Genomic DNA, 26,469 nt, shown 5'->3' on the forward strand with positions numbered 1-26,469 from the left:
TATGGCCAAGGCGATCATGCTGCAGGGCACGGGTTCGGATGTCGGCAAGACGGTGCTCGTCGCCGGTCTGTGCCGCGCGGCGAAGAAGCGCGGCTTGAAAGTGCGGCCGTTCAAGCCGCAGAACATGTCGAACAACGCCGCTGTCGCCGATATTCCAGGCGATTCAGGCGGCGGCGAGATCGGCCGCGCCCAATGGCTGCAGGCGATCGCCTGCGGCGCAGCGCCGACCGTCCACATGAACCCGGTGCTGCTCAAGCCGCAGACCGATGTCGGCGCTCAAGTCGTCGTGCAGGGCAAGGTGTTCGGCGAGGCGCGGGCGCGCGACTACCAGGCGCTGAAGGGCCGGCTGATGGATGCGGTGCTGGACTCCTGGGCAAAGGTCGGCGAGGGCGCCGATCTGGTCATTGTCGAGGGCGCCGGGTCGCCGGCCGAGATCAATCTCAGGAGCCGCGACATTGCCAATATGGGCTTTGCGACGCGCGCCGGCGTGCCGGTGATCCTGGTCGGCGATATCGATCGCGGCGGCGTTATCGCCTCGGTCGCCGGCACCCATCTGATCCTGCCGGAGGAGGACCGGCGCATGATCGTCGGCTACCTCATCAACAAGTTCCGCGGCGATGTCTCGCTGTTCGAAGACGGCATCGAGGCGATCGAAAAATTCACCGGCTGGCGCTGTTTTGGCGTCGTGCCGTGGCTGAAGGCGGCGGCGCGGCTGCCATCGGAAGATTCCGTCGTGCTCGAGCGACTGGCGTCCGGCGAGAAGCGAGCGCTGAAGATCGCCGTGCCGGTGCTCTCGCGCATCGCCAATTTCGACGATCTCGACCCGCTCAAGGCCGAACCGCAGGTTGAGGTGGTGTTCGTGCCGCCTGGTGAGCGCTTGCCCGAAGATGCGGGTCTGGTGGTCATTCCCGGCTCGAAGTCGACGATCGGCGATCTCCTGAAATTTCGCGAGAACGGCTGGGACCGCGACCTTGCCGCGCATAGGAAACGCGGTGGTCATATCGTCGGCATTTGCGGCGGCTTCCAGATGCTTGGTCATATCGTGCGCGATCCCGACGGCATCGAGGGCAGCGTTACAGAAACGCAAGGCCTCGGGCTGCTCGACGTCGAAACGGTGATGGAGCCGGAAAAGACGGTGCGCAACGTCAGCGCGCGCTCGGTGCCGTTCGACCTGCCGCTCGAGGGCTACGAGATCCATCTCGGCCGCACCACAGGTCCGGACACGCTGCGGCCGTCCGCCGTTATCAACGGTATCGATGACGGCGCTATCTCGGCCGACGGCAAGGTGGTGGGCACCTATATGCACGGGCTGTTTTCCGCCGATGCCTTCCGGGCGAAATTCCTCGAAAGCCTCGGCGTCAAGGGCGGCGGCATCGACTACCGCGCCGAGGTCGAACGGGCACTGGACGAGATCGCAGCCGAACTGGAAACCCACCTCGACTGCGACACGATTTTTGGGCTGGCGCGTTAGATACTTTGCCTGAGCATGATCTTGTCCGAAAACCGGTCTCCACTTTTCGGGATCATGCTTTCTCGTCAGCCTTCGGCCAGTAGGTGCCGAACGACCAGACGTTGCCTTCCGGATCGCGGCAGATGAATTCGCGGCTGCCATAGTCGCGGTCGGTGAGTTCTTCCAGAATCTCGGCGCCGGCGGTCTTTGCCCGCGCGTATGCCGCGTCTGCGTCAGCGACCGCAACGTAGATCGACTTGCCGCCACCCGAACCCGGCGCGCCGACCATCTTGCCATAGGCGTCGTCGCGCGCCGTGCCGAGCATGACGATCGAAGAGCCGAAAGCGAGTTCGGCGTGGTGCACCACGTCGCCTTCGCCATAGCGGGCGCGAACGCTGAAGCCGAAGGCCTCGCACAGCCAATCGATCATCTTGCCGGCATTCCTGTAGCGCAGCGCCGGATAAAGCCGCGGTGGTTCGGGGGTGTTCGGCATGGCTGATCTCCTTCAGCGGGTTGGTCGATCAACCCAGTCTGCGCGACGGCCGGTTGCGCGTCTTGAAGAAATGTTACCTCGCGGCAAGCGCCGTCGGCGCGACGCCTGCCAGGTCGCGAAACTCGCGTACCAGATGCGCCTGGTCGGCATAGCCGCAGTCGGCGGCGATGTCGGCCCAAGCGCTGTTCGCCTGTCTCGACAGGCCAAGCGCATGATTGAAGCGGACGATGCGCGAGAGCGTTTTTGGGCCGGTGCCGATAGCGTCCGAAAATTTTCCGGTAAGATGCTTGCGGCTCCAGCCAAGCTTTTCGGCCAGCGTCGAGATGCGGGTCCGCCCACGCGTCGAGACGATCGTCTCATAGGCCCAGACCATTTCGGCCTGGGTGCGGTCCGCGGTTGCCAACCGATCGCCAACGAAGGCTTCGGCGATGGCAAAGCGTGAGCTCCAATCCGGTGCATTGCCGAGCCTTTCGCGCAGCGCGATGCCTTCTACGCCGAGCACGTCATCCAGGCCGACCATGCGGTCGGTCAGTTCGATCATCGGGCGGCCGAAGAAGCGACGAGCGCCGAGCGGGCTGAAATTGATCTGCACACAGCAGGCGCCGCCGAAGGATTCGATCACTACCGGCCCGGCATAAAGGCCGGCGGCAAAACTGGCGAAGCGGTCATTGTCGCCCGGGTCATGGCCGAGCCCGATGGCAAAGGGTTCGGCAAAGCTGATGACCAGCGGCACGGTCAGCGAGGCATATTCGACGGCGCGGAAATGGCCTGGCATGGTTTCGCGAAAGCCGCATATGTCGGTGACGGCGCCCTGAAGCCGATGGCTCGGCGCGCGCCGCACCATCTCGAACCGATCGAGGCCTGGGCTTTCGTGGCGGCTGCCGTCTTCGCTGTCGGGCATGCGCTTTCCTTCCGCCACGCGACTTTAACAGACCATTCGTCGGAATCAAAAGCGCCCGGCTTTTGGCCGGGCGCTTCGAGTTGCCTGAGATTCTGAATTGTCTGGACGTGTTTAGGCGCCGCGCATCAGGCAGCCGGCGGCCAGCACGATGTAAGCGATGACGACAATCCACACAGCAGCCAAAGGGATGAACGCAAGGACGCCAAGCGCGGCGAGAACGCCGATAATGGCGATAACAAGGGATATAATGAAAATAAGCTGGGTAGGCGCACTGAGATTCATGTTCGGTCCCTCCTCAACATGATTCGTACAACGGCATACTATCAGTCGCGCGGTCACACACCAATGAGTGCACGCAGGCGGCTTTTCCACCATCGCACCCCGTTTGCGCCAAGCCGATTCCGCGCTACCTTCCCGACGAATCGGAAGGGGCTGATGGCGATGGGATTGCTGGACCAGATACGCTCGATCTTCGACGGCGACCCCGGCGTGCGCAAGGTCGCGGACGATCCGGTGCTGTCGGCGGAATTGCTGATGCTGTTCCGTATGATCCTGGCCGACGGTTCGGTCAGCGAAAGCGAAATGACCGCCTTCAGGCGTATCTGCCGCGACGCCTTCGGCATACCCGAAACCAGCGTCGACAGCGTCATCGAATATCTCAACGATTTCGGCTACGAGACCAACAGCTCGCAGGCCGTCGCCCAATTCCGCGACCTCGACGTCGAACGGCGCAAGCTGCTCGCCCGCCACATGGCCGAGATCGCCAAGGCCGATTCGCAACTTGCCGGGAGCGAGATGCAGCTGTTGCGCCGCACGCTCGACCTGCTCGACATCAGCCCGGCCGATTTGGTCAAGCCGCAAGGCTGAGGCATCGGCAGGATTGTTGAGTTACAGCAATTCAAGGTCAATCTGAGATGAATTCAGTATAAACTTGTGGTAAAATAAAATAACTGTGCATTGGTAAAACATATATATCGCAATCGGATCTTGATGATCCGGTTTTTCCTTATATTCTTCGGTGTCGTATACTACGTCGAAATATTCTCCAAATAAATCGTCGTCAGACCAAAGATCGTATTGCTTGACCATATTTGGTTCATCGGGCTTACCGAGATAGGCCCAAATCCGACTTCTTCTAATAGTTTTTATGTCACCAAATTGTGCGGTCAACTTTTCACGCGATAGCGCGTCCTCCCATCTGGGCGAAGGGCCAGTGATTTGCTGATAGAATATAAGCAAGACCAATACGGCAGTCGCAGCACTCAGCACAGCGGCCGAAAGTAGGCACTGCTTACTAATTTTCATTTCAGCCACCTATTTCTGATATCAATATCAATCGGGATCAAGCGACCGGAGAGAGGGCGCCCCGGTGGCGTCATCGAATTTTGCACTCGACTAAACAACATCACCGACTTTAGCTTCTTTTTGGGAAACAATCTTGGAACCGGGAAGATCCTTCATTGGCACTCAAGCGGATGCTCAAAGTACTATCATAGCGCTACCTGTTTCTCTTATGCAGTGTAAAAGAAACTGAAATCAAAGAGAATGCAGCCATAATTGCGAGATACGCGACAGCCAATCCGCTTTCACTTAAGGCGCCCGAAATCATAAAATGAATGGCAGTAATTAAAAGTAATATATAGTGATACTTTTGGATAATACTCAAATTATATATCATTTTTATGCTTGATTTTGTATACTTCCATCCGGTCCAGTCATTTTTGAAATTCCTCTCCAGATTACCGATGGGGTGTTCGAAACGATTGAGAAGCTCCGCTAACCTTCTTGGAAAGGCAAAGGAGGCAGCAACTATCGCGCCAATAAAAACCGCCATCCAGGCGGATTCACCCCAAATCAGCGAAACAGGGATGGTCGCGGCCGATGTCCATATGGCTGTTACTGAGAATATCTTCTCAAGGGTTCCGTCCATATCCATAATCTCTGCACCTCCGATCTTCCGGGGCATTTCCAACTACCGAAAGAATCCTCCTCTTCCGGGGCGGCGATGCCGCCTGCCAGGAGCCGGTCGATGCTTGATCCTGATCTGGCGCGGTGCGAACGCAGCTGTCAACCGAGAACGGGTGCGGTTCAAATGCTGGGCACTGAATTGGATTGGCAGTTCGCGCTGCCAAAAAAAATGCTCTGCACTCTTGACGCGCGGCCGGCTAATGAGTGTCACCGTAATTCCACAATTCCTCCAACGGATCGGAAAATTTGTATGCCTTGCTCCTATTGGTAGTATCCTTTCTGAAAGATTAGCACTGTCTCGACAGGCGCCATGGAATCTTCTTTTGCCAACGGGGCATAAATACTGACCCCAAGGCCAAAAGCGATTGCCCCATCAATTTCTTCTTCGATTTCTTGGCCCAATGAAATAAGTGCACGTTTTGCGGTTTCAAATCCTGTTCCTAGAAATCGAACCCCATTCAGAGAAGGAGCGGCAGGACTCGTGAATTCGACCGCGTTCAATTTTCCTGATTTACTATAGTAACAAAATACCCCAATATTTTCGAAATAGTCGCAAGGAAACGTATCCCTGATAGATCGTTTGAATGTTCGAAAATTTGTCCCAAGACGCCGTCTAATCTGATTCGGGGACATTCCAAACTCTATTTCCCCGGCGCCAGTGAAAGGTATGATCTTGAACTCAGTCATCAAAAACCGTGCCCTACGGCTTCGTGCTCTTGACGAGCCGCCGGCTAATGGGTGTCACCGTAATTCGTAATGCGACCCGTAGTGCGTAATTCCGGATCATGTCGTAATTCGGAGAGGAGATATGGAAAAGAGTGCGCTGTAATTCCTTACACAGCAATCAGTACGAACTGGTTTGGAAGTAAGGCTAATTGAGCGATGGTCTTCCCATTTTCGCTACTGAATTCAATCTCGTATGCCTCCTCGGGATAAGAATGCTCTTCAACAACGACTCCTAAAGCTCCGGCCTGAAGGGATTCTCCCAGCATATCACAAATCAATCTCACAACGTCGTTGATCTTTGGTTTCATAGCGGGACTCTACTTCACGAATAGTGTCATCAGCGACGGGACGTTTGAACCGGGGGCTGAAAATCCACCCGGTGCGAACCTCAACGGTGCCGGCCGGACCTGTAACAGTTACGTCCACCGTATATCGAGCTCCGTATTTATCAACAACCCGTCTGGCCGGAGGCATCGCGCACGCTGGTCGTGGTGTGGGTCAGCGTGCCCAGCGTGACGTCCCGGCGGGCGAGCTTGCCAAAGCCGTCATACTTGTTGCCTTGCGTTGCCCCAGGGTTGGTGGAGGTGAGCTGGCCGATGTTGTAGAAGCCGGACGCCGCTATGCGGGCAAGGCGGGCCATGTGGTCAATCTACGTGCAATGATAGCCGGGCGAACGCGATAAAAGTGCACCGAAATTGCGAAATTCTCTCAGTTCCTGCCGCACAATAGCGGCCACTAAGTAATGACCCGCGTCATAATTAGGATCTGTGAATGGCAACTAACGACCTTGTGCACTGGCCCGATAATCCAACAACTCTTGCATTTCTACAATCTCTTCCCCGTATTGTCCCGTGACCTTAATGGTGTTGGTGTCAAGATCAACCAGACTCTTCAGGAACAAAATGGTGGGCCGCGCGTGCTCAATTGGAACTAAACCTAAAAGCCTTATCGCATAGAGCGAATTCGCATCCCCGCCTCCTTTTTGGGCCAAAGACATTTTCAATTCTTCCTGCAATTTTTCAATATCGTCGTAAATGCCAACATAAGAGTCCGTAAGCGATCGAGTTACTTGATCAAAATCTTTCGTTCTCTCGTCCAATTGCAATGGAGTCGCAAGATTCTTATCAATCAATCTCGTCCATATAAAAAGGTAAAGTGCACCAGTATCCTCATTAAATTCTTCATACTTCGTATTCCAGTCCATGAACTCCTTCGCAATTTGCGAGGTTACGCGTGATATACATTTCTCCTCAACTGCTCGCCAAGTGAACGGCCAATTATCGGCAAAGATTCCCTTTGAACAGTTCAGTATCTCAGGAGTTGATGGCACAGTACAGGCCGATCCTCCGAAAACAAAAATTGCAACAAATCCGGCAAGTTTCAATGCTATTTTAAAATGCATGATGGCAACTCCTCACGAACCAATTGGGAAATCATTTACCTGTAAACTCGCACTACCCAGCTTATTCGGGCCGATTACATTCATAAGCGAGTTATAGTCTTTATTGTTATCCACCAAACAACCCAGTGACATCCCTCCTTCACCAGTCGTGGGGCTCCTCCCCGGATGAATAGTCCGCCCGATGCAAATTAGCCGCTGACGCCGCCAAAAAAGTCCGCGCGGCATTGACGAGAGGCCGGCTAGTGGGAGTCACCGTAATTCGTAATTCACATCGTAACCGTCATTCCTTGATCAATGGGGTTTCAGCTGCTCGATCAGAATCAATTCGACGGCTTGATATCCGTGTAAACCGTCCTGCTCCAAATCGCCCGCCGAAGCTACGCTAGTTTGGCTCTCTAGCTTCGATGGGTCAGACTCTGAGTATTTTCGAATAAGAATTCGGTTGGAAAGGCTTTCTTTGTGAACGAAGGTTGGCATAGGCCATTTGTCTTCTGCCCAGCTCTTCATTTGGCCAATAATTGGCCAAGTTCCATTTATTAAACCGAGATCGCCACACCGTAGGCACCTGACTGCATTATCTGGACTAAGGTCATTTAATTCATCCGCCTTTGGCAATTCCAGACGCATTGGTCCAAATAGATATGCTAGAATAATCTTTCCAATTGGGGCCATATGAGCTACCAAGTCAAGCCCGTAGCCACCTGATCTCAACGGAATGGCAAATAGGGTGCCTTCCTTGTAGGGTAGTTGTCTCACTTTAAGGTTCCCTTTACTACAGATGCCGGCGTGATGCGGAAGGCGCGAGTGGTGATTAGTTACGGCTTTGTTGGAGCGCCAAGCTCTCGTGTGTTTGGGGGCTATCCGTTGCTGCCAGTCGTTTTGCTTAGCTTAAGCGCGACGATGCGGAGAATACGCGGCAGGACAAAGCCGAACGGGCGAGGCAGAAAACATACATTAATACCGTAATTTCCAAACCTAAGTTCGCTAAATCTCCTTCGCGCGCAAAGGGACGATCAGGTCCGGGTTGCGCGATCGGCGATCGGCCCAATGGCCCCATATTTTTTCTACTTTCATAGGCTGGCCACAAACAGTCGTCTCCACCACGTCGCCAACCACCGGAGCCTCCTCGTGGGGCGAGCCACCGGTCTCGCCCCGTCCTTCGGACCCCACAGTGGGAGAACGGAAGGCCCGTGCCCCTTGCCGCTCACCCCTGTTCCTGCAGTCGTTTCGCGATCGCCCGGTGCAGGTCTGGAGCAGCAGCGACCAACGCCTTGGCCGCCTCGGATTGCGGGTGGTCGAGCACTTCGCTCGTCCTGCCGCGCTCAACGATCTTGCCGTCATGCATGACCATCACCTCGTCGGTGATGGCGCGGGCGACGGTCAGATCATGGGTGATGAACAGATAGGCGATGCCGAGTTTTTGGTTGAGCTCGGCGAACAAATCGAGGATCTGCGCGCGGATCGAGACGTCGAGCGCCGAGACCGGCTCGTCGGCGACGACCAGCTTCGGCCGGGTGATGATGGCGCGGGCGATCGACAGGCGCTGGCGCTGGCCGCCCGAAAACTCGTGCGGGTATTTGTCCATGTCGCCTGGTGAGAGGCCGACCTCGTGCAGCGCATGCGCCACCATCTCGCGCCGCGCGGCGGGCGCCGGCTTCTTCTCCAGCACATGCAGCGGCTCGGCCACCAATCTCTCGACCTTCTGGCGTGGGTCGAACGAGCCGTACGGGTCCTGGAACACGACCTGCATGTCGCGCCGTGCCGGCTTCAGCTCCGCCTCGCTCTTGCCGGTGAGGGTATCGCCGCGGAAGCGGATCGTACCGGCCGTCGGCTTGTCCAGTGCCAGAACCATGCGGGCAAGCGTCGACTTGCCGCAGCCGGAACGCCCGACGAGCGCCACCGACTGGCCGGGCGCCATCGAGAAGGAGACATCGTCGACGGCGCGGATGGGAGCCCCTCGCTTGAGCAGCGATGTGCGCCGTGCCGGATAGTCGCGCGTCACGCTGTCTACCTCAACCAGAGGTTTTCCTTGGCCGACGCTGTGCCTAGCCCGCGCGGGCACATGCATCGAGGCCTGCGCCAGCTGGCGCGTATAGGGATGAAGCTGTCCGGACAGAATGCGCGCCGTGTCGCCGGCCTCCATCACCTCGCCATGGCGCAGGATGGTGATGCGATCCGCCATCTCGGTCACCACGGCGAGGTCGTGCGAGATGAGCAGAAGACCCATGCGGTTTTCCGCGACCAGGTCGCGCAAAAGGTCGAGGATCTGCGCCTGCAGCACCACGTCGAGCGCCGTCGTCGGCTCGTCGGCGATCAGCAGCTTGGGTTTCAGCGCACAGGCGATGGCGATGACGACACGCTGGCGCTGGCCGCCGGAAAGCTCGTGCGGATAACGCGACAACGGGAACCGCGCCGCCGGCAAGCCGACCCGGTCGAGCATTTTGCGTGCCCGTTCCTCGGCATCCGCGCGGCTCGCTCCGGTGTGCCAGCGGATGCCCTCGGCAACCTGCTCGCCGATGGTCTTGACCGGGTTCAACGCCGTCATCGGCTCCTGGAACACCATGCCGATGTCGTCGCCGCGCAGCGCGCACATCTGGTCTTCGCTCGCCGCCAGGATATCGATGCCGTCGAAGGTGACGCGTCCGGTGGCGTGCGCCGTCCAGGGCAGTAGCTGCATAACGGTGAGCGCCGTCATCGACTTGCCGGAGCCGGATTCGCCGACCAGCCCCATCACTTCGCCCGGCGCGACGGAAAGCTCGACGTCTCTGAGGATACGGGTGCCGCCGATGGTCAGCGACAGCTTCTCGATTTCGAGCAGGCTCATCTCTGCCGCCGCGATTTCGGGTCGAGTATGTCGGCAATGCCGTCGCCGAGCAGGTTCAGGCCAAGCACGGTGACGACGATCGCCATGCCGGGAAAGATCGCCATCCACGGCGCCACCACCATGCGGGTCTGGGCATCGAACAGCATGCGGCCCCAGCTCGGCATCGGCGGCTGCGTGCCCAGCCCGACATAGGACAAGCCCGCTTCGGCCAGGATGCCGAGCGCGAACTGGATGGTGCCTTGTACCAGGAGCAGCGTGGCGATGTTGGGCAGCACATGTTCGATGCTGATCAGCGTCGTGCTCTTGCCGGCGGCGCGGGCGGCGAGGATGAATTCGCGCGGCCAGATCGCCAAGGCGCCGGCGCGGGCGACGCGCGCGAACACCGGGATGTTGAAGATGCCGATGGCAATGATGGCGTTGAACGCGCCGGGCCCGAAGATGGCGGTGATCATGATTGCCGAAAGCAGCGCCGGAAAGGCGAAGACCAGGTCGTTCAGCCGCATCAGCACGTCGTCGGCGATGCCGCCACGCGCCGCGGCAAAGGCGCCGAGCGGCACGCCGACGCCCATGCCGATGCCGACCGCCACCAGCGCCACGGCAATCGAGTTGCGGGCGCCAACCATGATCATCGACAGGATGTCGCGACCGAAATGGTCGGTGCCGAACCAGTGCGCCAGCGACGGCGCCTGGGTCTTGTCGGAAATGACCAGCCTGGTGACGTCGTAAGGCGTCCACTCGAAGGAGAGGATCGCGACCGCAGCCACCAGTGCGGTGACGACGAAGCCGGCGAGGAACGAACGGTTTCGAAACGCCTTGGCCAGGATGCCGGCAAGGTTCTCGTCGGGGATGTCGATGTGCAGCGTCATTGCCTGCCTCTCAGGCGCGGATCGACCACCGCATAGGAGAGATCGACAACGAAATTGACGATGATGACGGCGGCAACCAGCAGCATGACGACGCTCTCGACCACGATCAGGTCACGCTGGTTGATTGCCTGGAACACCAGCCGGCCGAGGCCGGGCAAATAGAAGACGTTCTCGATGATGATGGTGCCGGCAAGCAGGAAGGCGAATTGCAGGCCTAGAATGGTGACCACCGGGATCAAGGCGTTGCGCAGCGCATGCCGCCACAAGACAAGACGATAGGGCAGGCCCTTGGCGCGGGCGGTGCGGATGTAATCCTCATTCAGCACTTCAATCAGCGCCGAGCGGGTGACCCGGGCGAGGATCGCCGCCTGCGGCAGAGCGAGGGCGACCGCCGGCAGGAGCAGCGACTTCAGCGCCGGCCAGACGCCGGCGCCCCAGCCGGGAAAACCGCCGCCCGGCACCAGCCGCAGCCAGACGGCGAACAGATAGATCAGCATCAGCGCAAACCAGAAATTGGGCACGGCGACGCCAAGCTGGGCGGCGCCCATCGCAACCGTGTCGCCGGCCCGGCCGCGCCGGCTGGCGGAAAACAGCCCGACCGGGATGGCAATGACTGTGGACAGCGCCAGCGCCATCAGCGCCAGCGGCAGCGAGACGACGAGACGCTCACGGACCAGATCGATGACCGGCACCGAATAAGTATAGGAACGGCCGAAATCGAGGCTCAGCAAGCCGCCGGCCCAATGCAGATAGCGCAGCACGACGGGAGCGTTGAGACCCATCTGGTTGCGCAGCAATTCGATCTGGTCGGCGCTGGCGTTCAGGCCAAGCATCAGCCGCGCCGGGTCGCCGGGAATGATCTCCAGCACGGCAAAGACCACCATCGAGGCCAGAACCAGCGTGATGACGGCGATGGCGAGGCGCTTGAGGAGGTAGGCGGTCATGAGGAGACCGGTGCAAGCACTGGGCGAAGCTTGCGTTCCCGCCCACCCCCCTCTGTCCTGCCGGACATCTCCCCCTCAAGGGGGGAGATTGGCAGTTTCCACGCCGGCACTGTCCCTGCAACGCTAGTGGTTAGCGAAAGCGGCGGTGAGGGCTCAATCTCCCCCCTTGAGGGGGAGATGCCCGGCAGGGCAGAGGGGGGTGGGACGGAGTGCAACTTTCGCCCTTCTGTCAGCGACCCGCTCAATCCGTCCACTTCACCTTGGTCAGGTCGTTGGCCTGGATCGGGGCATTTTCCCACAGGCCCTGCAGTTTGGCGTCCCAGACGCCGACCTTCGGCAATTCGTAGAGGAAGCCGACCACGGCGTCATCGGCCAGGACCTTCTGCGCCTCGCCGAGCAGCGTCGTGCGCTTGGCCTCGTCGGAGGTAAGGTTCAATTCGTCGATGATCTTATCGAAGGCCGGATTGTCATAGTTGAAGTAATAGTCCTTACGCGAATAGATATCGATGTCGTTAGGCTCGGTATGGGAAACGATGGTCAGGTCGTAGTCCTTCTTGGTGAAGACCTGGTCCAGCCATTGCGCCCATTCGACCGGGATAATCTCGAGATCGATGCCGATTTCGCGAAGCTCGGAGGCGATGATCTCGCCACCAAGCCGCGCATAGGAGGGCGGCGGCAGCTTCAGCGTCGCCTTGAAGCCATTCTCCAGGCCGGCTTCCTTCAGCAATTCCTTGGCCTTCTCCACATTGTGCGGATAGAGGCCGGTCAAGTCGACATAGGCCTTGCTGGCGGGCGACATGTGCGAGCCGATCGGCACGCCGAGGCCGGCCGAGGCGCCGTCGATGATCGCCTTGCGATCGAGCGCAAAGGAAATCGCCTGCCTGACCTGCAGCTTGTCGAAGGGCGGCTTCTTGTTGTTGATCGACAGGATGGTTTCACCCTCGGTCGAGCCGATCACCACCTTGAAGCGCGGATCGTCCTTGACCTGGGCGACGCTGTCGGGGTCGAAGAACGGAAAGGCCTGAACGTCGCCGGAAAGCAGCGCCGGAACGGCGGCGGCGGCATCCGGAATGATGCGGAACTCGGCCTTGTCGAGGAACACCGGGGCGCCCCAGTAATTGTCCGACTTGACCAGCGTGATCGATGAGCCCTTGGCCCAGTTCTGGAACTTGAACGGGCCGGTGCCGATCGGTTTTTCCTTGTTGGTGTCGGCTGTCTCAGGCGCCACGATCACCGCGTCGCCCCAGCCCATATTGTAGAGGAACGAGCCTTGCGGGTTCTTCAGCGTGACCTTCACCGTCGCGGGATCGACGACCTCGATCTTGTCGATGGCGGCAAACAGGGCCTTTTGCGCGTTGACGGAATTGTCGGCGCGGGCACGGTCGAGCGAGAATTTCACGTCGTCGGCGTTGAAGTCGGTGCCGTCATGGAATTTCACGCCTGTATGCAGCTTGAAAGTGTAGACCTTGCCGTCGTCGGAAATGCTCCAGCTTTGCGCGAGATCGGGCAGCACCTCGCCGTTCGGGCCGATGCGGGTCAGGCCCTCGAAGACATTGGCATAGAGTACCTCGTCGATTGCCGCGGCGGCACCCGCGGTCGGGTCGAGATGCGGGGGTTCGAGCGTAATGCCGATGACCAGGTCGGTGCGCGCGGCCATCGCCGAGGTCCCGGCGGCCAACGCCAGCGCCGCGGCGGCCAGAATGGTTTTCCACAATTTCATCGTGCAACTCCCCATGTCTAAAACACGTGCTCAAACCCGGGCGGATAGAAGCGTGAATTCGCCGCCGAGTAAATTGCGTTTCGTACCGTGTGCCGACGCCGGGAGGAATGTTTTTCCGCCCATGGCCGGATCATGGCGGGCCGGCGCCCTTCAGCAGCACGCCGAGGCCGATTGCCATCACCTTTGCCGAGTCCAGCATGTCGGCAATGCCGACCCATTCATCGGGCCGGTGGGCGAGATCGAGGATGCCCGGGCCATAGGCGATGCAGTCATAGATGTGGCCGATGCGGGCGATGTGCTTCTGGTCGTAGGTGCCGGGCGAAATCACATAATCCGGCTCGCGGTCGAATATCTCCATGATGCCTTGCGCGACCGCCTTCACCACCGGTGCGTCGCGCTCGGTCATCAGCGGCAGCACCTCCATCAGATCGCGGATCTCGTAATCGAACTTTTTGCGCTCGCGCTTCAGCCGTTCCAGGATATCGGTCACCTCGCTCTTGACCGTAGCGAGATCCTCTTCGAGCAGGAAGCGGCGGTCGATTGTCAGCCGGCAGGAATCGGGCACGTTGGGCGAGGGCAGGCCGGGCCGGAAATCTTCCGTCTGGCCGCCATGGATCGAGTTGATGTTCATGGTCGAGCGTTTTGCGCCTTCGGGCACGACCGGCATGCGCGTCATCTTGCGGTCGAGCGCCGGAAACAATTCCTCCTCGAAGGCCCGCAGCACGGCGCCCATATGGCGCACCGCATTGTCGCCGAGGAACGGCATCGAGCCGTGCGCGATCTCGCCCTTGGTCTCGATCTCCGCCCACCAGACGCCGCGATGGCCAAGGCAGATGCGATCCTTGTTGAGCGGCTCGGGAATGATGACGTGGTCGACCTTCGGTCTGGAGAAATAGCCGAGCTTGGCCAGATGCGCGACGCCGCCAAAGCCGCCGGACTCCTCGTCGACCGTGCCTGAAATCTCGATGGCGCCGGGAAAATCGGGAAACACCTCCATGAAGGCTTCAGCGGCGATGATCGAGGCGGCAAGCCCGCCTTTCATGTCGCATGCGCCGCGGCCATAGACCTTGCCATCCCTGACGATGCCGGCGAACGGATCGAGGCTCCAGCCGTCGCCGGGCTCGACGACGTCGATATGCGAATTGAAGTGCACGCAAGCACCCGGCGCCCGGCCATCGAAGCGGGCGACGACGTTGACGCGCGGGTAACGGTCAGTGTCGCCGGGCGTGCCCTCGGCACGGATGAATTCGATCTCAAAACCACGCTTCTTCAGCCGCGCGCCGATATATTCGGCACATGGCCGATAGGCTTCGCCGGGCGGATTGATGGTCGGAAAGCGGATCAGATCCGCAGTCAGGGCAACCAGATCATCGGCTCGGTCATCGATAGCCTTGAGGAGCCGTTCGTTCGGTTCGTTCATTCGGCGAATTGAGCAGCGGATGAGGCGGTTTTGCAAGCCCGATGGCGAATTGCGAGGCGATTGCGTGTCGTTACGGCAACTATTGCGGGAAATCGTTCAAATTCGCTGCTTTGGATTGGTGAAATCGTCAGGGAGTAGGTGTTAGCTCGCTGGCTTGCCATCAAAACGCTGGAGAACAGCGTGACGGCAGGCAGGCAAGGGGCATCAAAGGGGTTTGATTGCATGAAAAACACTGTTCTCATGGCAGCGGCATTAGTAGCGATGCTGTTCGGTTCGTCGTTCGAGAGCCGTGCGGCCAGCCTGGTCGCGAACATCGATATTTCCTCACAGACGATGACGGTAAGATACGGGCTTTCGTATTATCGGTGGAGCGTTTCCACCGCCCGCAAGGGCTACATCACGCCGCGCGGCAGTTACCGGCCACAGCGGACGGCCCGGATGTGGTATTCGCGCAAATACGACATGTCGCCGATGCCCTATTCGGTGTTCTTCCGCGGCGGCTATGCCATCCACGGCACCGGCGCGATCCGGCAATTGGGGCGCCCGGCATCGCATGGCTGTGTGCGCCTCCACCCCAGCAACGCCGCCGCGTTCTATTCGATGGTGCGCGAAGCCGGCTTCGGCAATACGCGGATTCTCGTGACGAATTAGGGCCTGCTCCTCGGCCCGCAATAAAAAACCCGCCGGAGCGGCGGGTTCGTTGGGGCCAAATAGCACTATACCGAAATTAGTAGCATAGCTGCCGGCACAAAGCAAGAACAAAATAAGGCTTGCACCCAAAAAAGATGGTGCGCTCAGGCGGGTTTGTCGCGCATTGTCGCTGGCCGACGCTTTTTGCGGCCGCTGATCTCCCAGCGCTTGTGGAACCACATCCACTGGCCGGGGTCTTCGCGCACCCAGCGCTCGACCACGTCGTTGAGAAGCTGGGTGGTGGCGCGGACGTCGACACTGCCGCCGGCGGTGCGCGGCAAGGTGAGCTTGTCCTCGATCTCGAGCCGGAAACGGTTGTTCGGCAGGCGTACGCAGCGCGCCGGGTAGACATCGCAATCGTAGTGCCGCGCCAGGGTGCCGAGGACCCGGTTGCTCTCGCAGGGGCGGCCGAAGAATGTCGTCTCGAGCCCGCCGGTGAATTTTTGGTCGACCAGCACGCCGATATTGCCGCCTTTCTCCAGGATGGCCGCAAGTGCGAACGAGGCACCGGTCGAAGACGGCAGCAGCGATCCCATGCTCGAGCGGCGGGTCGAGAGGATGTACTCGGCGAGGTAAGGGTTGTTGGGCGGGCGAAACAGCGCCGTGATGTTCATGCCGAATGTCGCCGCAGCCACCGGCAGCAGCTCGAAATTGCCGAGATGCCCGGTGAAGACGATATGCGGCTTGTCCTCGCCAGCGATGCGCACGAAATGCTCCACGCCCTTGACCTCGACACGGCCCGGCTTCGTCGCAGCGGGATCGTAGTCGAACAAAGCATCGAGAAAGATGTATTCGGCGGCCAGGCGGGCCATGTTGCCCCACATATCGGAAGCGATCGCTTCGATCTCGGCATCGCTTTTTTCCGGATAGGCCTGGCGCAGATTGTCGACCGCAACCTGATGGCGCGCTACCCAGGGGCCGATGCGGCGGGCAGCGCGGTCGGCGAAATTGAGCGCCCTGTCGGGCGGCAGCAGGCGCAGCGCGGAGATGATGATCATCGCGACGCGCGCGACCAGCCAGTAGTTGAACTGGCGAAGCCGCCTGCCATAGCGGAATCCCACGTCCCTGCGGATCTTCCTGAAGGCGTTGCCGATCATTTCAGCCGACGCGCAGGATGATCTTGCCGAAGACGTCGCGGCCTTCCATGCGCTTCAGCGCCGCATCGATGCCGTCGAAGCCGACCTCGGTGTCGATCACCGGCGCGACCAGGCCCGCGGCCATCTTCTTCATGGCGTCGGCCATATTTTCCATGCGGCAGCCGAACGAGCCGAGCAGCTTCAACTGCTGCTGGAACAACTGCATCAAATTGATCTGTGTCGACACGCCGGAGGTCGAGCCGCAGGTGACCAGCCGGCCGCCGCGCTTCAGGCACAGCATCGAGGCGGCAAAGGTGTCGGCGCCGACATGCTCGAACACCACGTCGACGCCCTTCTTCTTGGTCAGCTTGCGCACGATGCCTTCGAAGCGGTCGTCGCGATAATTGATTACGTGGTCGGCTCCGAGCGCCTTGGCCTTGTCGATCTTGTCGTTCGAGCCGACGGTGGTGATGACCATGCAGCCCATCTTCTTGGCCAGTTGAATAGCGGCGGAGCCGATGCCGGAGCCGCCGGCATGGACCAGTATCGTCTCGCCGGGTTGCAGCCGGGCATTGTCGAACAGCATGTGCTCGACCGTGCCGAAGGTGACAGGCGCCACCGCCGCGCCGATTTCGCTCACGCCTGGCGGGGCGGGGACCAGAAGGCGCGCCGGCAGGTTGATCTTTTCCTGCGCAAAGCCGTCGAGATGGAAGCCGTGAACGCCCGAGACATGCTCGCAGAGATTGTCACGGCCTTCGCGGCAGGCGCGGCAAAGACCGCAGGTGCGGGCGCCATAGATCGACACCAACTGTCCGGGCAGGAGGCTGGAAACGCCGGGGCCGACCGCCTCGACCTCGCCGGAGGCCTCGGCTCCGACGACCAGCGGCAGCTTGCGCTTGGCGAAGGCCATGCCGCGCCAGCCCCAGACGTCGATATGGTTCAGCGCCACGGCCTTGATGCGCAGTGTCACCTCGCCGAGCAAAGGCGGCGGCGGTGGCGGCAGGTCCACCGTTTCAAGCCGGCGATCCTCGATAAGTTGCAATGCGCGCATGCCAGATCCCAGGTTGCGCATGACCGAGAACCGTTTCGGAAAGGACCATGCGCACGACAACAGTGCTAGAGCGGAACGGTCGCTTAGACCGGTTCCCGCGCCATGACAAGGCAGGTGTTCTGGCCGCCAAAGCCGAAGGAGTTCGACAGGACGGTGCCGACCTCGGCGTTGCGTTTGGTGTTCGGCACCACGTCGAGCACGATTGCCGGGTCGGGATTGTCGTAGTTGATGGTCGGCGGAATGATGCTTTCGCGCATCGTCATCAGCGAAAATGCGGCCTCGACAGCACCGGCAGCCGATAGGGTATGGCCGATCATCGACTTGTTCGACGAGACCGGCATTGACGAGATCCGCTCGCCGAACACCGTCGACAGCGACAAATGCTCCATCTTGTCGTTTTCGGGCGTCGAGGTGCCATGGGCGTTGACATAATCGATCCCGTCCTCGCTCAGGCCGGCATCGGCAAGAGCGGCGCGCACCGCCGCGATCGCCGGCGAACCGTCCGGCTTGGAGCGGGTGCGATGGAAGTCGTCGGCCTTTTCGCCGCAGCCGCGCAATATGCCGAGAACGGTGGCGCCGCGGGCAAGTGCTGCCTCCAGCGATTCCAGCACAAGGGCGCCCGAGCCTTCGGCCAGCACGAAGCCGTCGCGATCCTTGGAGAAGGGTTTTGAGGCCTTTTCGGGGATGTCGTTATGGGTGGAGAGCGCCGACAGAAGCGAGAAGCGGATCAGCGCCTCGGCGGTCGCCGAGCCGTCGGCGCCGATCGACAGCGCCCTGTCGCATTCGCCGCGGCGGATCGCCTCGACGCCGAGCTGGATCGCGGTGGCGCCCGAAGCGCAGGCTGTCGACAGCGTGATCGGCAGGCCGCGCGTTCCGAAACGGTCGGCAAGCCGGTCGGCAATCGAGCCGAACTGGGTGGTCTCGAAGATGTCGAGTTCCCTGAGGCCGCGCGCTACCCGCAGCAGCCTCTCTGCACCGGTGTCGTGCCTGTCTGAATTATTGGGCGTGTCGGAATTGTAGAGCGAAAAGCGCTCGCTCCAATCGAGCTCGACCGGCGGCGAAGCGAGGAACAGCGGTCCGCCGAAATCGCCGGCATCGAGGCCCGCCTCCGACATCGCTTCCTGGGCGGCGGTTTCGGCAAGCTCATAGGTGAGGAGACTGGCGCCCTTGGAACTCGACGGCAGGAAATCGACCATGCCGGAGATGCGGGTGTTGAGATGATCGACCGGGAAGCGGGTGATCGGATGGATGCCGGACTTGCCTGAGGTAAGTGCCGCCCAATTGTCGGCTTTGCCGACACCGAGCGACGTCACCACGCCGATGCCGGTGACGGCGACGATGGGCCTGCCCATGTGGTCGTTCAGATTGGCCATTTGTTGTCCAAAAACCTGTTTCTCTTGGAGCGTCGGATCGCCCGAAAACCGCGCCACACTTTTCGGTCCGATGCTCTAGGCGGCTTTGATCAGCGCCATGCCCTCGAATTGGTGATAGCCGATCGCCGTTGCAAGGACGGTCTTCGGGACGCCGGCAAACGGCTTTTCGACTGTGGCGTCGAAGACAGGGTAGGCGGCCTTGCGGTCGACAGCCAGCGCCGCCAGCGCCACGGCAAAGGGGAACTGCGCTTCCTTCATGTGGCCGGTCAGCGTCGAAAAGCCGCGTGCGGCGATCGCCGGATTGGCGTCGAGCGCCGATTTCTCGGCGGCGGTCGCGGCATGGGCGCCCGAAGCGCCGGAGATCGCGAGCAGCTCGCCATTCGGCAATGCGGCTTGCTTCAACAGCACGGCGATCTCGCCGTCGAGTTCGTCCCGCCGGCGCCTGGCGCGACCGGACAGGACCGGGCCGAGTTCCGCATAGATCTTCCGGCCACGGCTTTCCGCATGCTCGCGCTGCTCCAGGACGAGAAACGCGCCGCCGGATCCGGTCACCACGCCGCCGCCTTCGGCCCCTTGCCTCTGCCAGACCGGCCGCCACGGACCGCGATGCAGGTAGCCGGCCAGTTCATAGCCGAGCAGCATGTCGGAATGTTCGGTCTGGAAAGCGCCGCCGACCAGAATATGCGTCGACTGGCCGGAGCGGATGCGCGCGGCCGCGGTCTCGACAGCGGCAACGCCGGCACCTTCCTCGCCCATGAAGGTGCGCGACGACCCCGTCACCTTGTGGACGATCGAGATGTTGCCGGCGAGCAGGTTGGAAAGCTGTGCCAGAAACAGCGTCGGGCGCAATTCCGTGGTCAGCTTCTCGTTGAGCAGCACGTCGCGGTCATTGCGGCTTTCCGATGCCGCGAGAATGGCCGCGTCGACCGCCTCGTCGCGCTCGCCGCCGCCGGCGGCCACCACCATGTCCATGGTCGCGCAGAGTTCGTCATTGCCCTTGATGCCGGCATCGTCGAGCGCAAGGCCGGCCGCATAGGTGCCGAGCCTCTGCCAGTTCTCCATCTGCCGCTGGTCGCCACGCTTGGCGATCTGCAGGTTCCAGTCGATCTCCGGCAGCGGGTGGACCGTATAGGGCGAGAAGCGCGAGGCCTCCAGAACCGGTTCAAGGCGCGGCTGGACGAGCTTTTGCCAATGCGCATCCGGACCCTCGCCCAGTGACGAGACAAGGCCGATGCCTGATATGACGACGTCGCGGGGGTTCATGGGCGGCTGTTGTGGGTGAGGGCGCGTCAAGCGCTGTGCTTAGATGGCGTTCTTGGCGGCGACGAGCGCGTCGATCTTGGCGCACAGGTTCTTCATGACGAAATAGTCGTCGGTCGAGGCCTTGCCGTCATTGACCTCTTGCGTCCACTTTTCCAACGGCACCTTGATGCCGAATTCCTTGTCGATGGCAAAGACGATGTCGAGGAAGTCGAGGCTGTCGATGCCGAGATCGTCGATGGTGTGGCTTTCGGGCGTGATCGTCTCGATGTCGATCTCGCTGGTGTCGGCGATGATCTTGGCGACTTTGTCGAACGTGGTGGACAAGGGCTTTTCCTTCGATTGCGGGCGGAATCTGTCCGCATGTGTTTTGGGCTGTCTAATCGGTTTTTCCGGGCAGGAAAAGGCCTGATACGCCGCGCGCAGATGGGATTGCTGTTCTGCCAGAGCAATAGGGGTCGCTGGCAACCCCTCCCGGCGATATGCCGAAACCGTCCCATCTTTGATCATTGGGTGTACCAATGTACCATGGTACAAAAGATCTATGACCATAGAACGCGTGCAGACCGGGGTGCGCCTGGAAAAACGATTGGTGAAGGTGCTCAAGGCCTTGGCTGAGCATCGCGACGTGAGCCTGGGTGACCTCATCGAGGGCATCGTGCTGCATGCTTTCGAAGGCCGGACGCCGTTCTCCGCGGCGACACTGGAAACAATCGGCCAATTGAAGCGCATCTACGAAATGGAGCTTGCCGCAGCGGACAGCCACGGTCTGGCGGAAACCGGCGGGGAGGGCGGATGACGAGCCATCTTGCGCGCAGCCACAGCATCGTGCTTTCGGGGCCGATCGACGGCGTCTTTCCGCTGTTCACGCCGATCGGAGAGACCCTGTGGGTAGACGGCTGGCGCATCGCATCCGCTATGTTCGCGTTACGCGGATTCGCGTTTCGGATTTGTCGAGGTGGCCTGCCGACCGACCACTAACGGAGGCACGGAGGCGTCGATTACCTATGCGTTCACGGCCTTGGAGCCCGGCAGGAGCATCCTATCTGTCCGAACTTACAGAGGACGCGTTCGCGGACATGATCGAGGGATGGAAGCTCCGTGTCGACGCTTGGCTGGTAGCGGTGAAATCTGACGCCAAGTAGCTTAAACGAATTGCCACTAAGGGTGGAATGTTACCTTCGTCTCGTAGATGGGAACGAGCAAGTAGCGGACAAAGCGGTCGCTCAGTGAGGTTTCCTGCGTTCTGTGCCTTGATGATGGGACAATTCTTCGCCGCTGATCGGAGCAACACCCGTGGCCATTCATTCCTTCCACATCAACATCCCGGATGAACAGATCGAGTACCTACAGCGTCGTATCCAAGCGACAAGATGGCCGTCGTCGATCTTCGCATACGGATGGGAGGACGGTACTGACGTTGATTTCCTCAGGAAGCTTTCACGTTACTGGGAATACGATTTCAGGTGGCGCGATCACGAAAAACGTCTGAACCTGTTGCCTCAGTTTAGGGTCACGATAGACGGGTGCGACATCCATTTCGTTCATCAGAAAGGAAAGGGGTCAGCACCCTTGCCGTTGATCCTCACTCATGGCTGGCCCGGCTCCTTCGCCGAGTTCGAGCACGTCATCCCGCTGCTCACGGATCCTGCCAAATACGGCGGGGATGCCGAGGACGCCTTCGATGTCGTCGCACCGTCGCTTCCGGGTTTCGGCTTCTCGTCCCCGCCGCATCAGGCCGGCGTTAGCTCAAAGCGTGTCGCGAAGCTGTGGCGGGGGCTGATGCGCGAACTGGGATATGATCGCTTCGCCGCACAAGGTGGCGACATCGGCGCAGGCGTCTCGACCTGGCTCGCTCGGCTTTACCCGGACGACCTTATCGGATTGCACCTGAATTACATTCCAGGCAGTTTCCGCCCGACCCTCGGTCGCGACGACCCACCTGTCACGCCGGAGGAGAAGGCATTCCTCGACAGTGCGGCGAATTTCGCCGCAACGGAGGGGGCCTACGCTTTTCTGCAGGGGACCAAGCCCCAGACGCTAGCCTTTGCACTGACAGATTCCCCAATCGGGCTAGCCGCATGGATTGCCGAGAAGTTCCGCAGTTGGAGCGACTGCGAAGGCGAACTCGAACGCGCCATCCCTCTAGACACGCTGCTTACCGACATCTCGCTCTACTGGTTCGGTAACACGATCGAGGCCTCGCTCCGGATTTACAAAGAGAACCGGCTCTGCCCCCTGATCTTCGGGCCAAGGGAGCGAATAACACCGCCCCTCGGCGTTGCAGTCTTCCCTCGAGAGCTTCCTATGCCACCTCGCTCCTGGGTCGAGCGAGTCTTCCGTGTCGAGCGCTGGACCGACATGCCGAAAGGCGGACATTTCGCGGCGATTGAGCAACCCGAACTCCTGGTCGAGGACATCCGGGCCTTTTTTCGGCCGCTGAGGCTCCGGCCGGCAAAGTAAGGACGAAAACCTGCCTCCTGACTCAATGTCGACCTTGGACTCGACCAAGACCTCATCGCGGGTCGGAACCGGTATTCGGCTTAAGGTACCAAGCGCTAGATTTTCACTTCAACCGGCTCCGGCCCGGTCAGAAGGTAACGCGGCCGAGTACCCGCAGGCCGTCGCCCTGCGGCGCGACGACCACGGCTTCGCCTTCACGCGGCGAGATGCCGGTCAATTCCTTGATGTTTTCGAGATGCGTGACCATGACCAGATTGTCGGAGCCGGAATAGCCGCGGATTTCGGCTACGATCGCAGCGATCTGGGCCGCCTTCTCCTTTTCGTCGGTCTTCAGCAGGTCAAGCGGTGCGAACGGCTCCGGCTCGCTTTCGAAAGCGATGCGGGCGGTCTCGAGACAGCGGCAATAGCGGCTGGACAGCACGCGCTCGACCGGTGCCGCGCGGGCGCCAAACAGCGCGCCGATCTTGCGCGCCTGCTGCTTGCCGCGCTCCGAGAGATTGACCTGGGTGGCGCATTTGCCGAGGTCGAAATTGGCCGCATCGGTGGTGCCTGTGACCATGGCATGGCGAAGCAGCACCACATGCCCGCCGTCGCGCAGCAGCGCCCAGCCGGCTTCCGTCGCATGGGCTGTGGCGGAAACGGCAAGCAACAGCAGCGCCAGCACAAATCGAAGCATCAGACATCCTTTTCGGGTGACCGGCAGGCAGGTCCCCGGTGACCGGCATATAGGGACGGCAAAGCCGGCTGAAAGACAAGCCGAGTGCAACCTGCGGCCGAAAAGCCTATTTCCTCGCTATCTGCTTCTTCACCAGATCGATCTTGCGGTCGGTCAGCGGTATGGGGAGTGTGTAGCCGGCTTCGGTAAAGCCCTGCTTGGCGTTCTCGAAGAATTCGATCGCCTTTTGGTATTCGGCATTGCCGCCGCCATAGCTGCCGCGGTTCCAGTGGACGTCGCCGAGATTGTTCTGCTCGAAGGCCCATTGCATCGGCTGGCTTTCGCGGGTGAAGACCTTGAGCGTTGCCTCGAAGGCGGCTTCGGCTTCGTCCAGATATTTGCCGGTGCGTTCGAGATTGCCGAGATTGATCAGGCTCATGCCGATGCCGTTCTGCGCGTTTGCCCAGTCGACGGGCGAGGTCTCGAAGGTCAGCACCTCCAGCGCCGCCCGGCGCGCGGCGATCGATGCCGCCAGTTTGCCGGGGTCGGCCTCGCTCATGCTCAGCCATTGCAGCGCCGAGCCGAGGCCGGCCTGCGCCAGTGCCCATTGCCGCGGCGTCGTCTCGCGCTTGTATTCGCGCAGTGCATCGCGATAGGCCTCGATCGCCGCCTCGTAATGCACCGGCTTGTCGGTCACGCCGCCGAGCAGTTGCAGCGTGTTGCCGAGATTGTAGTGGGTCATCGCCCAGTCGAGCGGAAACTCCTTTTTGGTATAGACGCGCCGTGCCGCCCGGTATGCAGCAGCCGACTGCTCAAGCCTGGCAGGATCGCGCGTGCGCTGGCCGAGCGTCTGGTAGATCGAGCCGAGATTGTTCTCCGCCGAAGCCCAATCCGTCGGAAAACGTTGGCGTGTAAATATGGTCAGCGCGTCGCCATAGGCGGCAGCCGCCTCTTCGAGCAGGCCGGTGCCGAGATCGAAACGGGCAGCACTGCTCAGCGCGTTACCCAGATTGAGACGGCTGCTCGCCCACGAGAGCGGGAAGGTATCGCGTGTGCGGATTTCGAGCGCGGCGCGGAAGGCGTCGGCTGCCTCGTCGATTTTTGCCTTGTCGTTGCGTTGCGTGCCCAGAGACACCAGCGTATTGCCGAGGTTGTTCTGGACCATCGCCCACTGAACGGGCGCCTTTTCGCGCGTGTATTCTTCAAGCGCCAGCCGGTAGGCGGCCTCGGCCTCGGTCAGGCGCTCGCCGTCCGGTTCGCGCTCCGAAAGCGCGTAAAGCGCAAGGCCAAGGTTGCTTTGCGAGGCGGCCCAATCCAGCGGGACTTTGTCGCGCGGCCGCTTCTCCAGCGTGGCGCGCATCGCCACCACCGCCTCGTTCAGGCGTTTCGGGTCGCTCTGGCGTTCGCCGATCTTCAACAGCACATTGGCCAGGTTATTCTGGGCGGCCGCCCAGTTGAGATCATCCTTCTCGCGCTCGAACACGGCAAGCGAATCGCGAAAGATGTTCGCTGCCTCTTCCAGCCGGTCGATTTGGCGCTCGCGCTCGCCGATCGTCTGCAGCACCACCGCCATGTTGTTGCGGGTGATCGCCCAGTCGCGGTTCTGCTCGCCGTTGGGGATGAAGTTCAGGATGACGCGGTAGGCGTCGATGGCGTGCTGCAGCGCTTGCCTGTCGCCGGTGGCGTTGCCATGCGCGTTAAGCGCTTCCGCCTCCTGGTTCTTGTAGTTCCAGCGCAGCCTGTCGTCCCATTTCTCGACCAGCGAGAAGGCCTTGCCGTAATCGTTGGCGGCCGACAGATAGTCGAAGACCAGCGCCGAAGCGTCGGCGCGCCTGGCATAGATCGCCGCGTCGGCAAGACGCTTCTGCCTGACCAGATCCTCTGCCCGATCGACCACGCCGCTGGCCTGCTCGACCCGGCCCACCGCCTGGTCGAGGAAGTTGCGCGCGGTGACGATGGCGCCCTGGCCGATCGCCTTGTCGGCCGAGGCGACGAGGCGGCTGATCTCGGGGTCGTCGGTGCGCAGGGCGTTGCGTTCGGTGATCAACTTCTTCAGGCGCTCGGCCTGGGCGTCGAGCAGCTTTTGCAGGTCGGTGGGGTCCTCCGGCATGTTTTCGGTGCCGAGCGCCTTCAGCACGCCATAAAGCGCGTCGAGCGGCACGCCGTCCTGCAGCGAGGCCAGTTCGACCTGTACCCGCTTGGGGTCAGGCAACTCGGCGATCGTCAGCAGCAATTGCCGCCGCTCGCCGGTGATCAGGCCGTCGTCGCCGGTCGGCTCCTGCGGTGCAACGCCGAAATAGAGCAGCCGGCGCAGGCTTTCATTGACCCATGGCCGCTGCTTTGCCTTGGTGTCGAGATAGACCTCCTCTGTCACCATGCGCATGACCGAGCCGAACTCGGTGCCCTTCATCGCCGCGAGATGGCGCAGAAGTGCCGCTGCGTAGGGGCTGTTTTCGCCGACGATGCCATCGAGTGCCGGCCGCCCCGGCTCGGCGGCAAAGCCGATCACCGTTCCCAGATTTTCCGTCGCGGTCGCGTTTGCCAGTGCCCTGGCACCGCGCACCGGCTCCAGGCCACCGGCGCCAATCGGCGAGGCCGAGGCCGTGGGCGCCCGGCGCAGCACCGCATCCGCCGGAAACGGGTTGGTGCGGCAGGCATCGAGCAGCATGATCGTTACCGGCACGGTCGTCTTCAATTCGTCCATGACGGTGGAGATCGGCACCAGGGCCTGATCGGCGTCCTTCAATGAAGAAACATCGGCGTCGACCGGCACCAGATAGTTTTCGCCGCCGGCCTCGATGCCGTGGCCGGAATAGTAGATCAAGGCGACGTCGGCGTCCTCTGCATCCTCGGCGAAACGCTCGAGGTCGCGCTTCAGCTTTGCCGTGTCGCGGTCGGTGACGCTGCGCGCCTCGAAGCCGAGATCGGTCAGCATCTTGGCGATGTCGCGGGCGTCGTTGGCGGGGTTGGGGAGCGCCGCTATGTGCTGGTATTTCGACTGGCCGACAATCAGCGCCACGCCCTTGAGGCTCGCCGGCTCCGCGGCATGAGCCGAGGTCACCACGAGGCAAAGCATGGCGCCGACGAAAGCCGTCAGCCACGCCTGCTTGAAGAAGTGCTGATTTCCGACAGCGCCCATTCGCCGCGTTTCCCCCCAACAACCCTGTATAGCGCTGGCATCCAACCA

Annotated in this window: 28 protein-coding genes; 6 read left to right on the forward strand and 22 right to left on the reverse strand. The window is 60.9% G+C overall.

What is annotated here, in order from left to right; all coding sequences use genetic code 11:
• Position 1 precedes the first annotated feature (1 nt).
• Positions 2-1,471, forward strand: coding sequence for a cobyric acid synthase (locus NKJ81_RS03780; protein ID WP_352539676.1), 1,470 nt, complete (start codon positions 2-4; stop codon positions 1,469-1,471).
• Positions 1,472-1,523: 52 nt separating this feature from the next.
• On the opposite strand, the gene NKJ81_RS03785 is transcribed toward NKJ81_RS03780, so the two are convergent.
• The 3 genes from NKJ81_RS03785 to NKJ81_RS03795 all read right to left on the reverse strand — a co-directional run bounded on the left by NKJ81_RS03785 (position 1,524) and on the right by NKJ81_RS03795 (position 3,126).
• Entirely contained in the window at positions 1,524-1,943 is a 420-nt protein-coding gene (locus NKJ81_RS03785; protein WP_352451986.1) for a VOC family protein, read from the reverse strand.
• 73 nt (positions 1,944-2,016) lie between these two features.
• Entirely contained in the window at positions 2,017-2,844 is an 828-nt protein-coding gene (locus NKJ81_RS03790; RefSeq protein ID WP_352470313.1) for a helix-turn-helix domain-containing protein, read from the reverse strand.
• A 111-nt stretch (positions 2,845-2,955) separates the two neighbouring features.
• Positions 2,956-3,126, reverse strand: coding sequence for a hypothetical protein (locus NKJ81_RS03795; RefSeq protein WP_352451984.1), 171 nt, complete (start codon positions 3,124-3,126; stop codon positions 2,956-2,958).
• A 153-nt stretch (positions 3,127-3,279) separates the two neighbouring features.
• Here NKJ81_RS03795 and NKJ81_RS03800 point away from each other — a divergent pair, with 153 nt between their 5' ends.
• Positions 3,280-3,711, forward strand: coding sequence for a TerB family tellurite resistance protein (locus tag NKJ81_RS03800; protein WP_352470314.1), 432 nt, complete (start codon positions 3,280-3,282; stop codon positions 3,709-3,711).
• 21 nt (positions 3,712-3,732) lie between these two features.
• Here NKJ81_RS03800 and NKJ81_RS03805 read toward each other — a convergent pair whose 3' ends face one another.
• The 12 genes from NKJ81_RS03805 to NKJ81_RS03860 form a co-directional block, all read right to left on the reverse strand.
• Entirely contained in the window at positions 3,733-4,149 is a 417-nt protein-coding gene (locus NKJ81_RS03805; RefSeq protein ID WP_352539677.1) for a hypothetical protein, read from the reverse strand.
• A 193-nt stretch (positions 4,150-4,342) separates the two neighbouring features.
• On the reverse strand, positions 4,343-4,810 hold the full coding sequence (locus tag NKJ81_RS03810; RefSeq protein ID WP_352539678.1) for a hypothetical protein: 468 nt from the start codon (positions 4,808-4,810) through the stop codon (positions 4,343-4,345).
• Between the two features lie 263 nt (positions 4,811-5,073).
• On the reverse strand, positions 5,074-5,499 hold the full coding sequence (locus NKJ81_RS03815; RefSeq protein WP_352539679.1) for a hypothetical protein: 426 nt from the start codon (positions 5,497-5,499) through the stop codon (positions 5,074-5,076).
• A gap of 146 nt (positions 5,500-5,645) precedes the next feature.
• The gene (locus tag NKJ81_RS03820) at positions 5,646-5,846 is read right to left on the reverse strand and encodes a DUF4926 domain-containing protein (protein ID WP_023676476.1); all 201 of its coding nucleotides are present in this window, start codon (positions 5,844-5,846) and stop codon (positions 5,646-5,648) included.
• 140 nt (positions 5,847-5,986) lie between these two features.
• Positions 5,987-6,178, reverse strand: a complete 192-nt coding sequence (locus tag NKJ81_RS03825) for a hypothetical protein (protein WP_023676475.1) — start codon at positions 6,176-6,178, stop codon at positions 5,987-5,989.
• A gap of 138 nt (positions 6,179-6,316) precedes the next feature.
• A complete protein-coding gene (locus NKJ81_RS03830; RefSeq protein WP_352539680.1) occupies positions 6,317-6,940 on the reverse strand; it encodes a DNA polymerase Y subunit UmuC family protein in 624 nt (207 codons plus the stop codon).
• 291 nt (positions 6,941-7,231) lie between these two features.
• Positions 7,232-7,696: an Imm26 family immunity protein gene (locus NKJ81_RS03835; RefSeq protein ID WP_352539681.1), complete on the reverse strand. Its 465-nt coding sequence runs from the start codon at positions 7,694-7,696 to the stop codon at positions 7,232-7,234.
• A gap of 448 nt (positions 7,697-8,144) precedes the next feature.
• On the reverse strand, positions 8,145-9,764 hold the full coding sequence (locus NKJ81_RS03840; RefSeq protein WP_352539682.1) for an ABC transporter ATP-binding protein: 1,620 nt from the start codon (positions 9,762-9,764) through the stop codon (positions 8,145-8,147).
• A complete protein-coding gene (locus NKJ81_RS03845; RefSeq protein ID WP_352539683.1) occupies positions 9,761-10,630 on the reverse strand; it encodes an ABC transporter permease in 870 nt (289 codons plus the stop codon). Before NKJ81_RS03845 ends, NKJ81_RS03840 begins: the two co-directional genes overlap by 4 nt.
• Positions 10,627-11,574: an ABC transporter permease gene (locus NKJ81_RS03850; RefSeq protein WP_352539684.1), complete on the reverse strand. Its 948-nt coding sequence runs from the start codon at positions 11,572-11,574 to the stop codon at positions 10,627-10,629. The genes NKJ81_RS03845 and NKJ81_RS03850 overlap by 4 nt, the downstream gene beginning before the upstream one ends.
• Before the next feature lie 241 nt (positions 11,575-11,815).
• Positions 11,816-13,294: an ABC transporter substrate-binding protein gene (locus NKJ81_RS03855; protein WP_352539685.1), complete on the reverse strand. Its 1,479-nt coding sequence runs from the start codon at positions 13,292-13,294 to the stop codon at positions 11,816-11,818.
• Positions 13,295-13,424: 130 nt separating this feature from the next.
• Positions 13,425-14,714 (reverse strand): acetylornithine deacetylase/succinyl-diaminopimelate desuccinylase family protein, encoded by a 1,290-nt coding sequence (locus tag NKJ81_RS03860; protein ID WP_352539686.1) that lies wholly within the window; start codon positions 14,712-14,714, stop codon positions 13,425-13,427.
• 222 nt (positions 14,715-14,936) lie between these two features.
• Between NKJ81_RS03860 and NKJ81_RS03865 the strand changes: the two genes are divergently transcribed.
• On the forward strand, positions 14,937-15,365 hold the full coding sequence (locus NKJ81_RS03865) for a L,D-transpeptidase (protein WP_352470461.1): 429 nt from the start codon (positions 14,937-14,939) through the stop codon (positions 15,363-15,365).
• A gap of 143 nt (positions 15,366-15,508) precedes the next feature.
• Here NKJ81_RS03865 and NKJ81_RS03870 read toward each other — a convergent pair whose 3' ends face one another.
• The 5 genes from NKJ81_RS03870 to NKJ81_RS03890 form a co-directional block, all read right to left on the reverse strand.
• A complete protein-coding gene (locus tag NKJ81_RS03870; protein ID WP_352539687.1) occupies positions 15,509-16,501 on the reverse strand; it encodes a lipid A biosynthesis lauroyl acyltransferase in 993 nt (330 codons plus the stop codon).
• A gap of 1 nt (position 16,502) precedes the next feature.
• Positions 16,503-17,531, reverse strand: coding sequence for a zinc-binding dehydrogenase (locus NKJ81_RS03875; RefSeq protein WP_352539688.1), 1,029 nt, complete (start codon positions 17,529-17,531; stop codon positions 16,503-16,505).
• Positions 17,532-17,614: 83 nt separating this feature from the next.
• Positions 17,615-18,904, reverse strand: coding sequence for a beta-ketoacyl-ACP synthase (locus NKJ81_RS03880; protein WP_352470322.1), 1,290 nt, complete (start codon positions 18,902-18,904; stop codon positions 17,615-17,617).
• Positions 18,905-18,979: 75 nt separating this feature from the next.
• A complete protein-coding gene (locus NKJ81_RS03885; protein WP_352539689.1) occupies positions 18,980-20,167 on the reverse strand; it encodes a beta-ketoacyl-ACP synthase in 1,188 nt (395 codons plus the stop codon).
• A 39-nt stretch (positions 20,168-20,206) separates the two neighbouring features.
• Positions 20,207-20,491: an acyl carrier protein gene (locus tag NKJ81_RS03890; RefSeq protein WP_023676462.1), complete on the reverse strand. Its 285-nt coding sequence runs from the start codon at positions 20,489-20,491 to the stop codon at positions 20,207-20,209.
• Positions 20,492-20,708: 217 nt separating this feature from the next.
• Between NKJ81_RS03890 and NKJ81_RS03895 the strand changes: the two genes are divergently transcribed.
• The 3 genes from NKJ81_RS03895 (at position 20,709) to NKJ81_RS03905 (ending at position 22,627) form a co-directional block, all read left to right on the forward strand.
• Positions 20,709-20,963 (forward strand): hypothetical protein, encoded by a 255-nt coding sequence (locus NKJ81_RS03895; protein ID WP_352539690.1) that lies wholly within the window; start codon positions 20,709-20,711, stop codon positions 20,961-20,963.
• Positions 20,960-21,145 (forward strand): hypothetical protein, encoded by a 186-nt coding sequence (locus NKJ81_RS03900; protein WP_352539691.1) that lies wholly within the window; start codon positions 20,960-20,962, stop codon positions 21,143-21,145. Before NKJ81_RS03895 ends, NKJ81_RS03900 begins: the two co-directional genes overlap by 4 nt.
• A gap of 315 nt (positions 21,146-21,460) precedes the next feature.
• The gene (locus NKJ81_RS03905) at positions 21,461-22,627 is read left to right on the forward strand and encodes an epoxide hydrolase family protein (RefSeq protein WP_352539692.1); all 1,167 of its coding nucleotides are present in this window, start codon (positions 21,461-21,463) and stop codon (positions 22,625-22,627) included.
• A gap of 127 nt (positions 22,628-22,754) precedes the next feature.
• On the opposite strand, the gene NKJ81_RS03910 is transcribed toward NKJ81_RS03905, so the two are convergent.
• Both NKJ81_RS03910 and NKJ81_RS03915 read right to left on the reverse strand, forming a co-directional pair.
• A complete protein-coding gene (locus NKJ81_RS03910) occupies positions 22,755-23,303 on the reverse strand; it encodes a histidine phosphatase family protein (protein ID WP_352539693.1) in 549 nt (182 codons plus the stop codon).
• Positions 23,304-23,409: 106 nt separating this feature from the next.
• Positions 23,410-26,421, reverse strand: a complete 3,012-nt coding sequence (locus NKJ81_RS03915; protein ID WP_352539694.1) for a caspase family protein — start codon at positions 26,419-26,421, stop codon at positions 23,410-23,412.
• Positions 26,422-26,469 lie beyond the last annotated feature (48 nt).

The sequence above is a fragment of the Mesorhizobium sp. M0018 genome (assembly GCF_040323955.1).
Lineage (GTDB): Bacteria > Pseudomonadota > Alphaproteobacteria > Rhizobiales > Rhizobiaceae > Mesorhizobium.

Excerpts from the sequence above, each read along its gene's own strand:
- NKJ81_RS03780 (WP_352539676.1), top strand. The coding sequence starts at position 2 with ATGGCCAAGGCGATCATGCTGCAGGGCACGGGTTCGGATGTCGGCAAG.
- NKJ81_RS03785 (WP_352451986.1), bottom strand. The coding sequence starts at position 1,943 with ATGCCGAACACCCCCGAACCACCGCGGCTTTATCCGGCGCTGCGCTAC.
- NKJ81_RS03790 (WP_352470313.1), bottom strand. The coding sequence starts at position 2,844 with ATGCCCGACAGCGAAGACGGCAGCCGCCACGAAAGCCCAGGCCTCGAT.
- NKJ81_RS03795 (WP_352451984.1), bottom strand. The coding sequence starts at position 3,126 with ATGAATCTCAGTGCGCCTACCCAGCTTATTTTCATTATATCCCTTGTT.
- NKJ81_RS03800 (WP_352470314.1), top strand. The coding sequence starts at position 3,280 with ATGGCGATGGGATTGCTGGACCAGATACGCTCGATCTTCGACGGCGAC.
- NKJ81_RS03805 (WP_352539677.1), bottom strand. The coding sequence starts at position 4,149 with ATGAAAATTAGTAAGCAGTGCCTACTTTCGGCCGCTGTGCTGAGTGCT.
- NKJ81_RS03810 (WP_352539678.1), bottom strand. The coding sequence starts at position 4,810 with ATGCCCCGGAAGATCGGAGGTGCAGAGATTATGGATATGGACGGAACC.
- NKJ81_RS03815 (WP_352539679.1), bottom strand. The coding sequence starts at position 5,499 with ATGACTGAGTTCAAGATCATACCTTTCACTGGCGCCGGGGAAATAGAG.
- NKJ81_RS03820 (WP_023676476.1), bottom strand. The coding sequence starts at position 5,846 with ATGAAACCAAAGATCAACGACGTTGTGAGATTGATTTGTGATATGCTG.
- NKJ81_RS03825 (WP_023676475.1), bottom strand. The coding sequence starts at position 6,178 with ATGGCCCGCCTTGCCCGCATAGCGGCGTCCGGCTTCTACAACATCGGC.
- NKJ81_RS03830 (WP_352539680.1), bottom strand. The coding sequence starts at position 6,940 with ATGCATTTTAAAATAGCATTGAAACTTGCCGGATTTGTTGCAATTTTT.
- NKJ81_RS03840 (WP_352539682.1), bottom strand. The coding sequence starts at position 9,764 with ATGAGCCTGCTCGAAATCGAGAAGCTGTCGCTGACCATCGGCGGCACC.
- NKJ81_RS03845 (WP_352539683.1), bottom strand. The coding sequence starts at position 10,630 with ATGACGCTGCACATCGACATCCCCGACGAGAACCTTGCCGGCATCCTG.
- NKJ81_RS03850 (WP_352539684.1), bottom strand. The coding sequence starts at position 11,574 with ATGACCGCCTACCTCCTCAAGCGCCTCGCCATCGCCGTCATCACGCTG.
- NKJ81_RS03855 (WP_352539685.1), bottom strand. The coding sequence starts at position 13,294 with ATGAAATTGTGGAAAACCATTCTGGCCGCCGCGGCGCTGGCGTTGGCC.
- NKJ81_RS03860 (WP_352539686.1), bottom strand. The coding sequence starts at position 14,714 with ATGAACGAACCGAACGAACGGCTCCTCAAGGCTATCGATGACCGAGCC.
- NKJ81_RS03865 (WP_352470461.1), top strand. The coding sequence starts at position 14,937 with ATGAAAAACACTGTTCTCATGGCAGCGGCATTAGTAGCGATGCTGTTC.
- NKJ81_RS03870 (WP_352539687.1), bottom strand. The coding sequence starts at position 16,501 with ATGATCGGCAACGCCTTCAGGAAGATCCGCAGGGACGTGGGATTCCGC.
- NKJ81_RS03875 (WP_352539688.1), bottom strand. The coding sequence starts at position 17,531 with ATGCGCGCATTGCAACTTATCGAGGATCGCCGGCTTGAAACGGTGGAC.
- NKJ81_RS03880 (WP_352470322.1), bottom strand. The coding sequence starts at position 18,904 with ATGGCCAATCTGAACGACCACATGGGCAGGCCCATCGTCGCCGTCACC.
- NKJ81_RS03885 (WP_352539689.1), bottom strand. The coding sequence starts at position 20,167 with ATGAACCCCCGCGACGTCGTCATATCAGGCATCGGCCTTGTCTCGTCA.
- NKJ81_RS03895 (WP_352539690.1), top strand. The coding sequence starts at position 20,709 with ATGACCATAGAACGCGTGCAGACCGGGGTGCGCCTGGAAAAACGATTG.
- NKJ81_RS03900 (WP_352539691.1), top strand. The coding sequence starts at position 20,960 with ATGACGAGCCATCTTGCGCGCAGCCACAGCATCGTGCTTTCGGGGCCG.
- NKJ81_RS03910 (WP_352539693.1), bottom strand. The coding sequence starts at position 23,303 with ATGCTTCGATTTGTGCTGGCGCTGCTGTTGCTTGCCGTTTCCGCCACA.
- NKJ81_RS03915 (WP_352539694.1), bottom strand. The coding sequence starts at position 26,421 with ATGGGCGCTGTCGGAAATCAGCACTTCTTCAAGCAGGCGTGGCTGACG.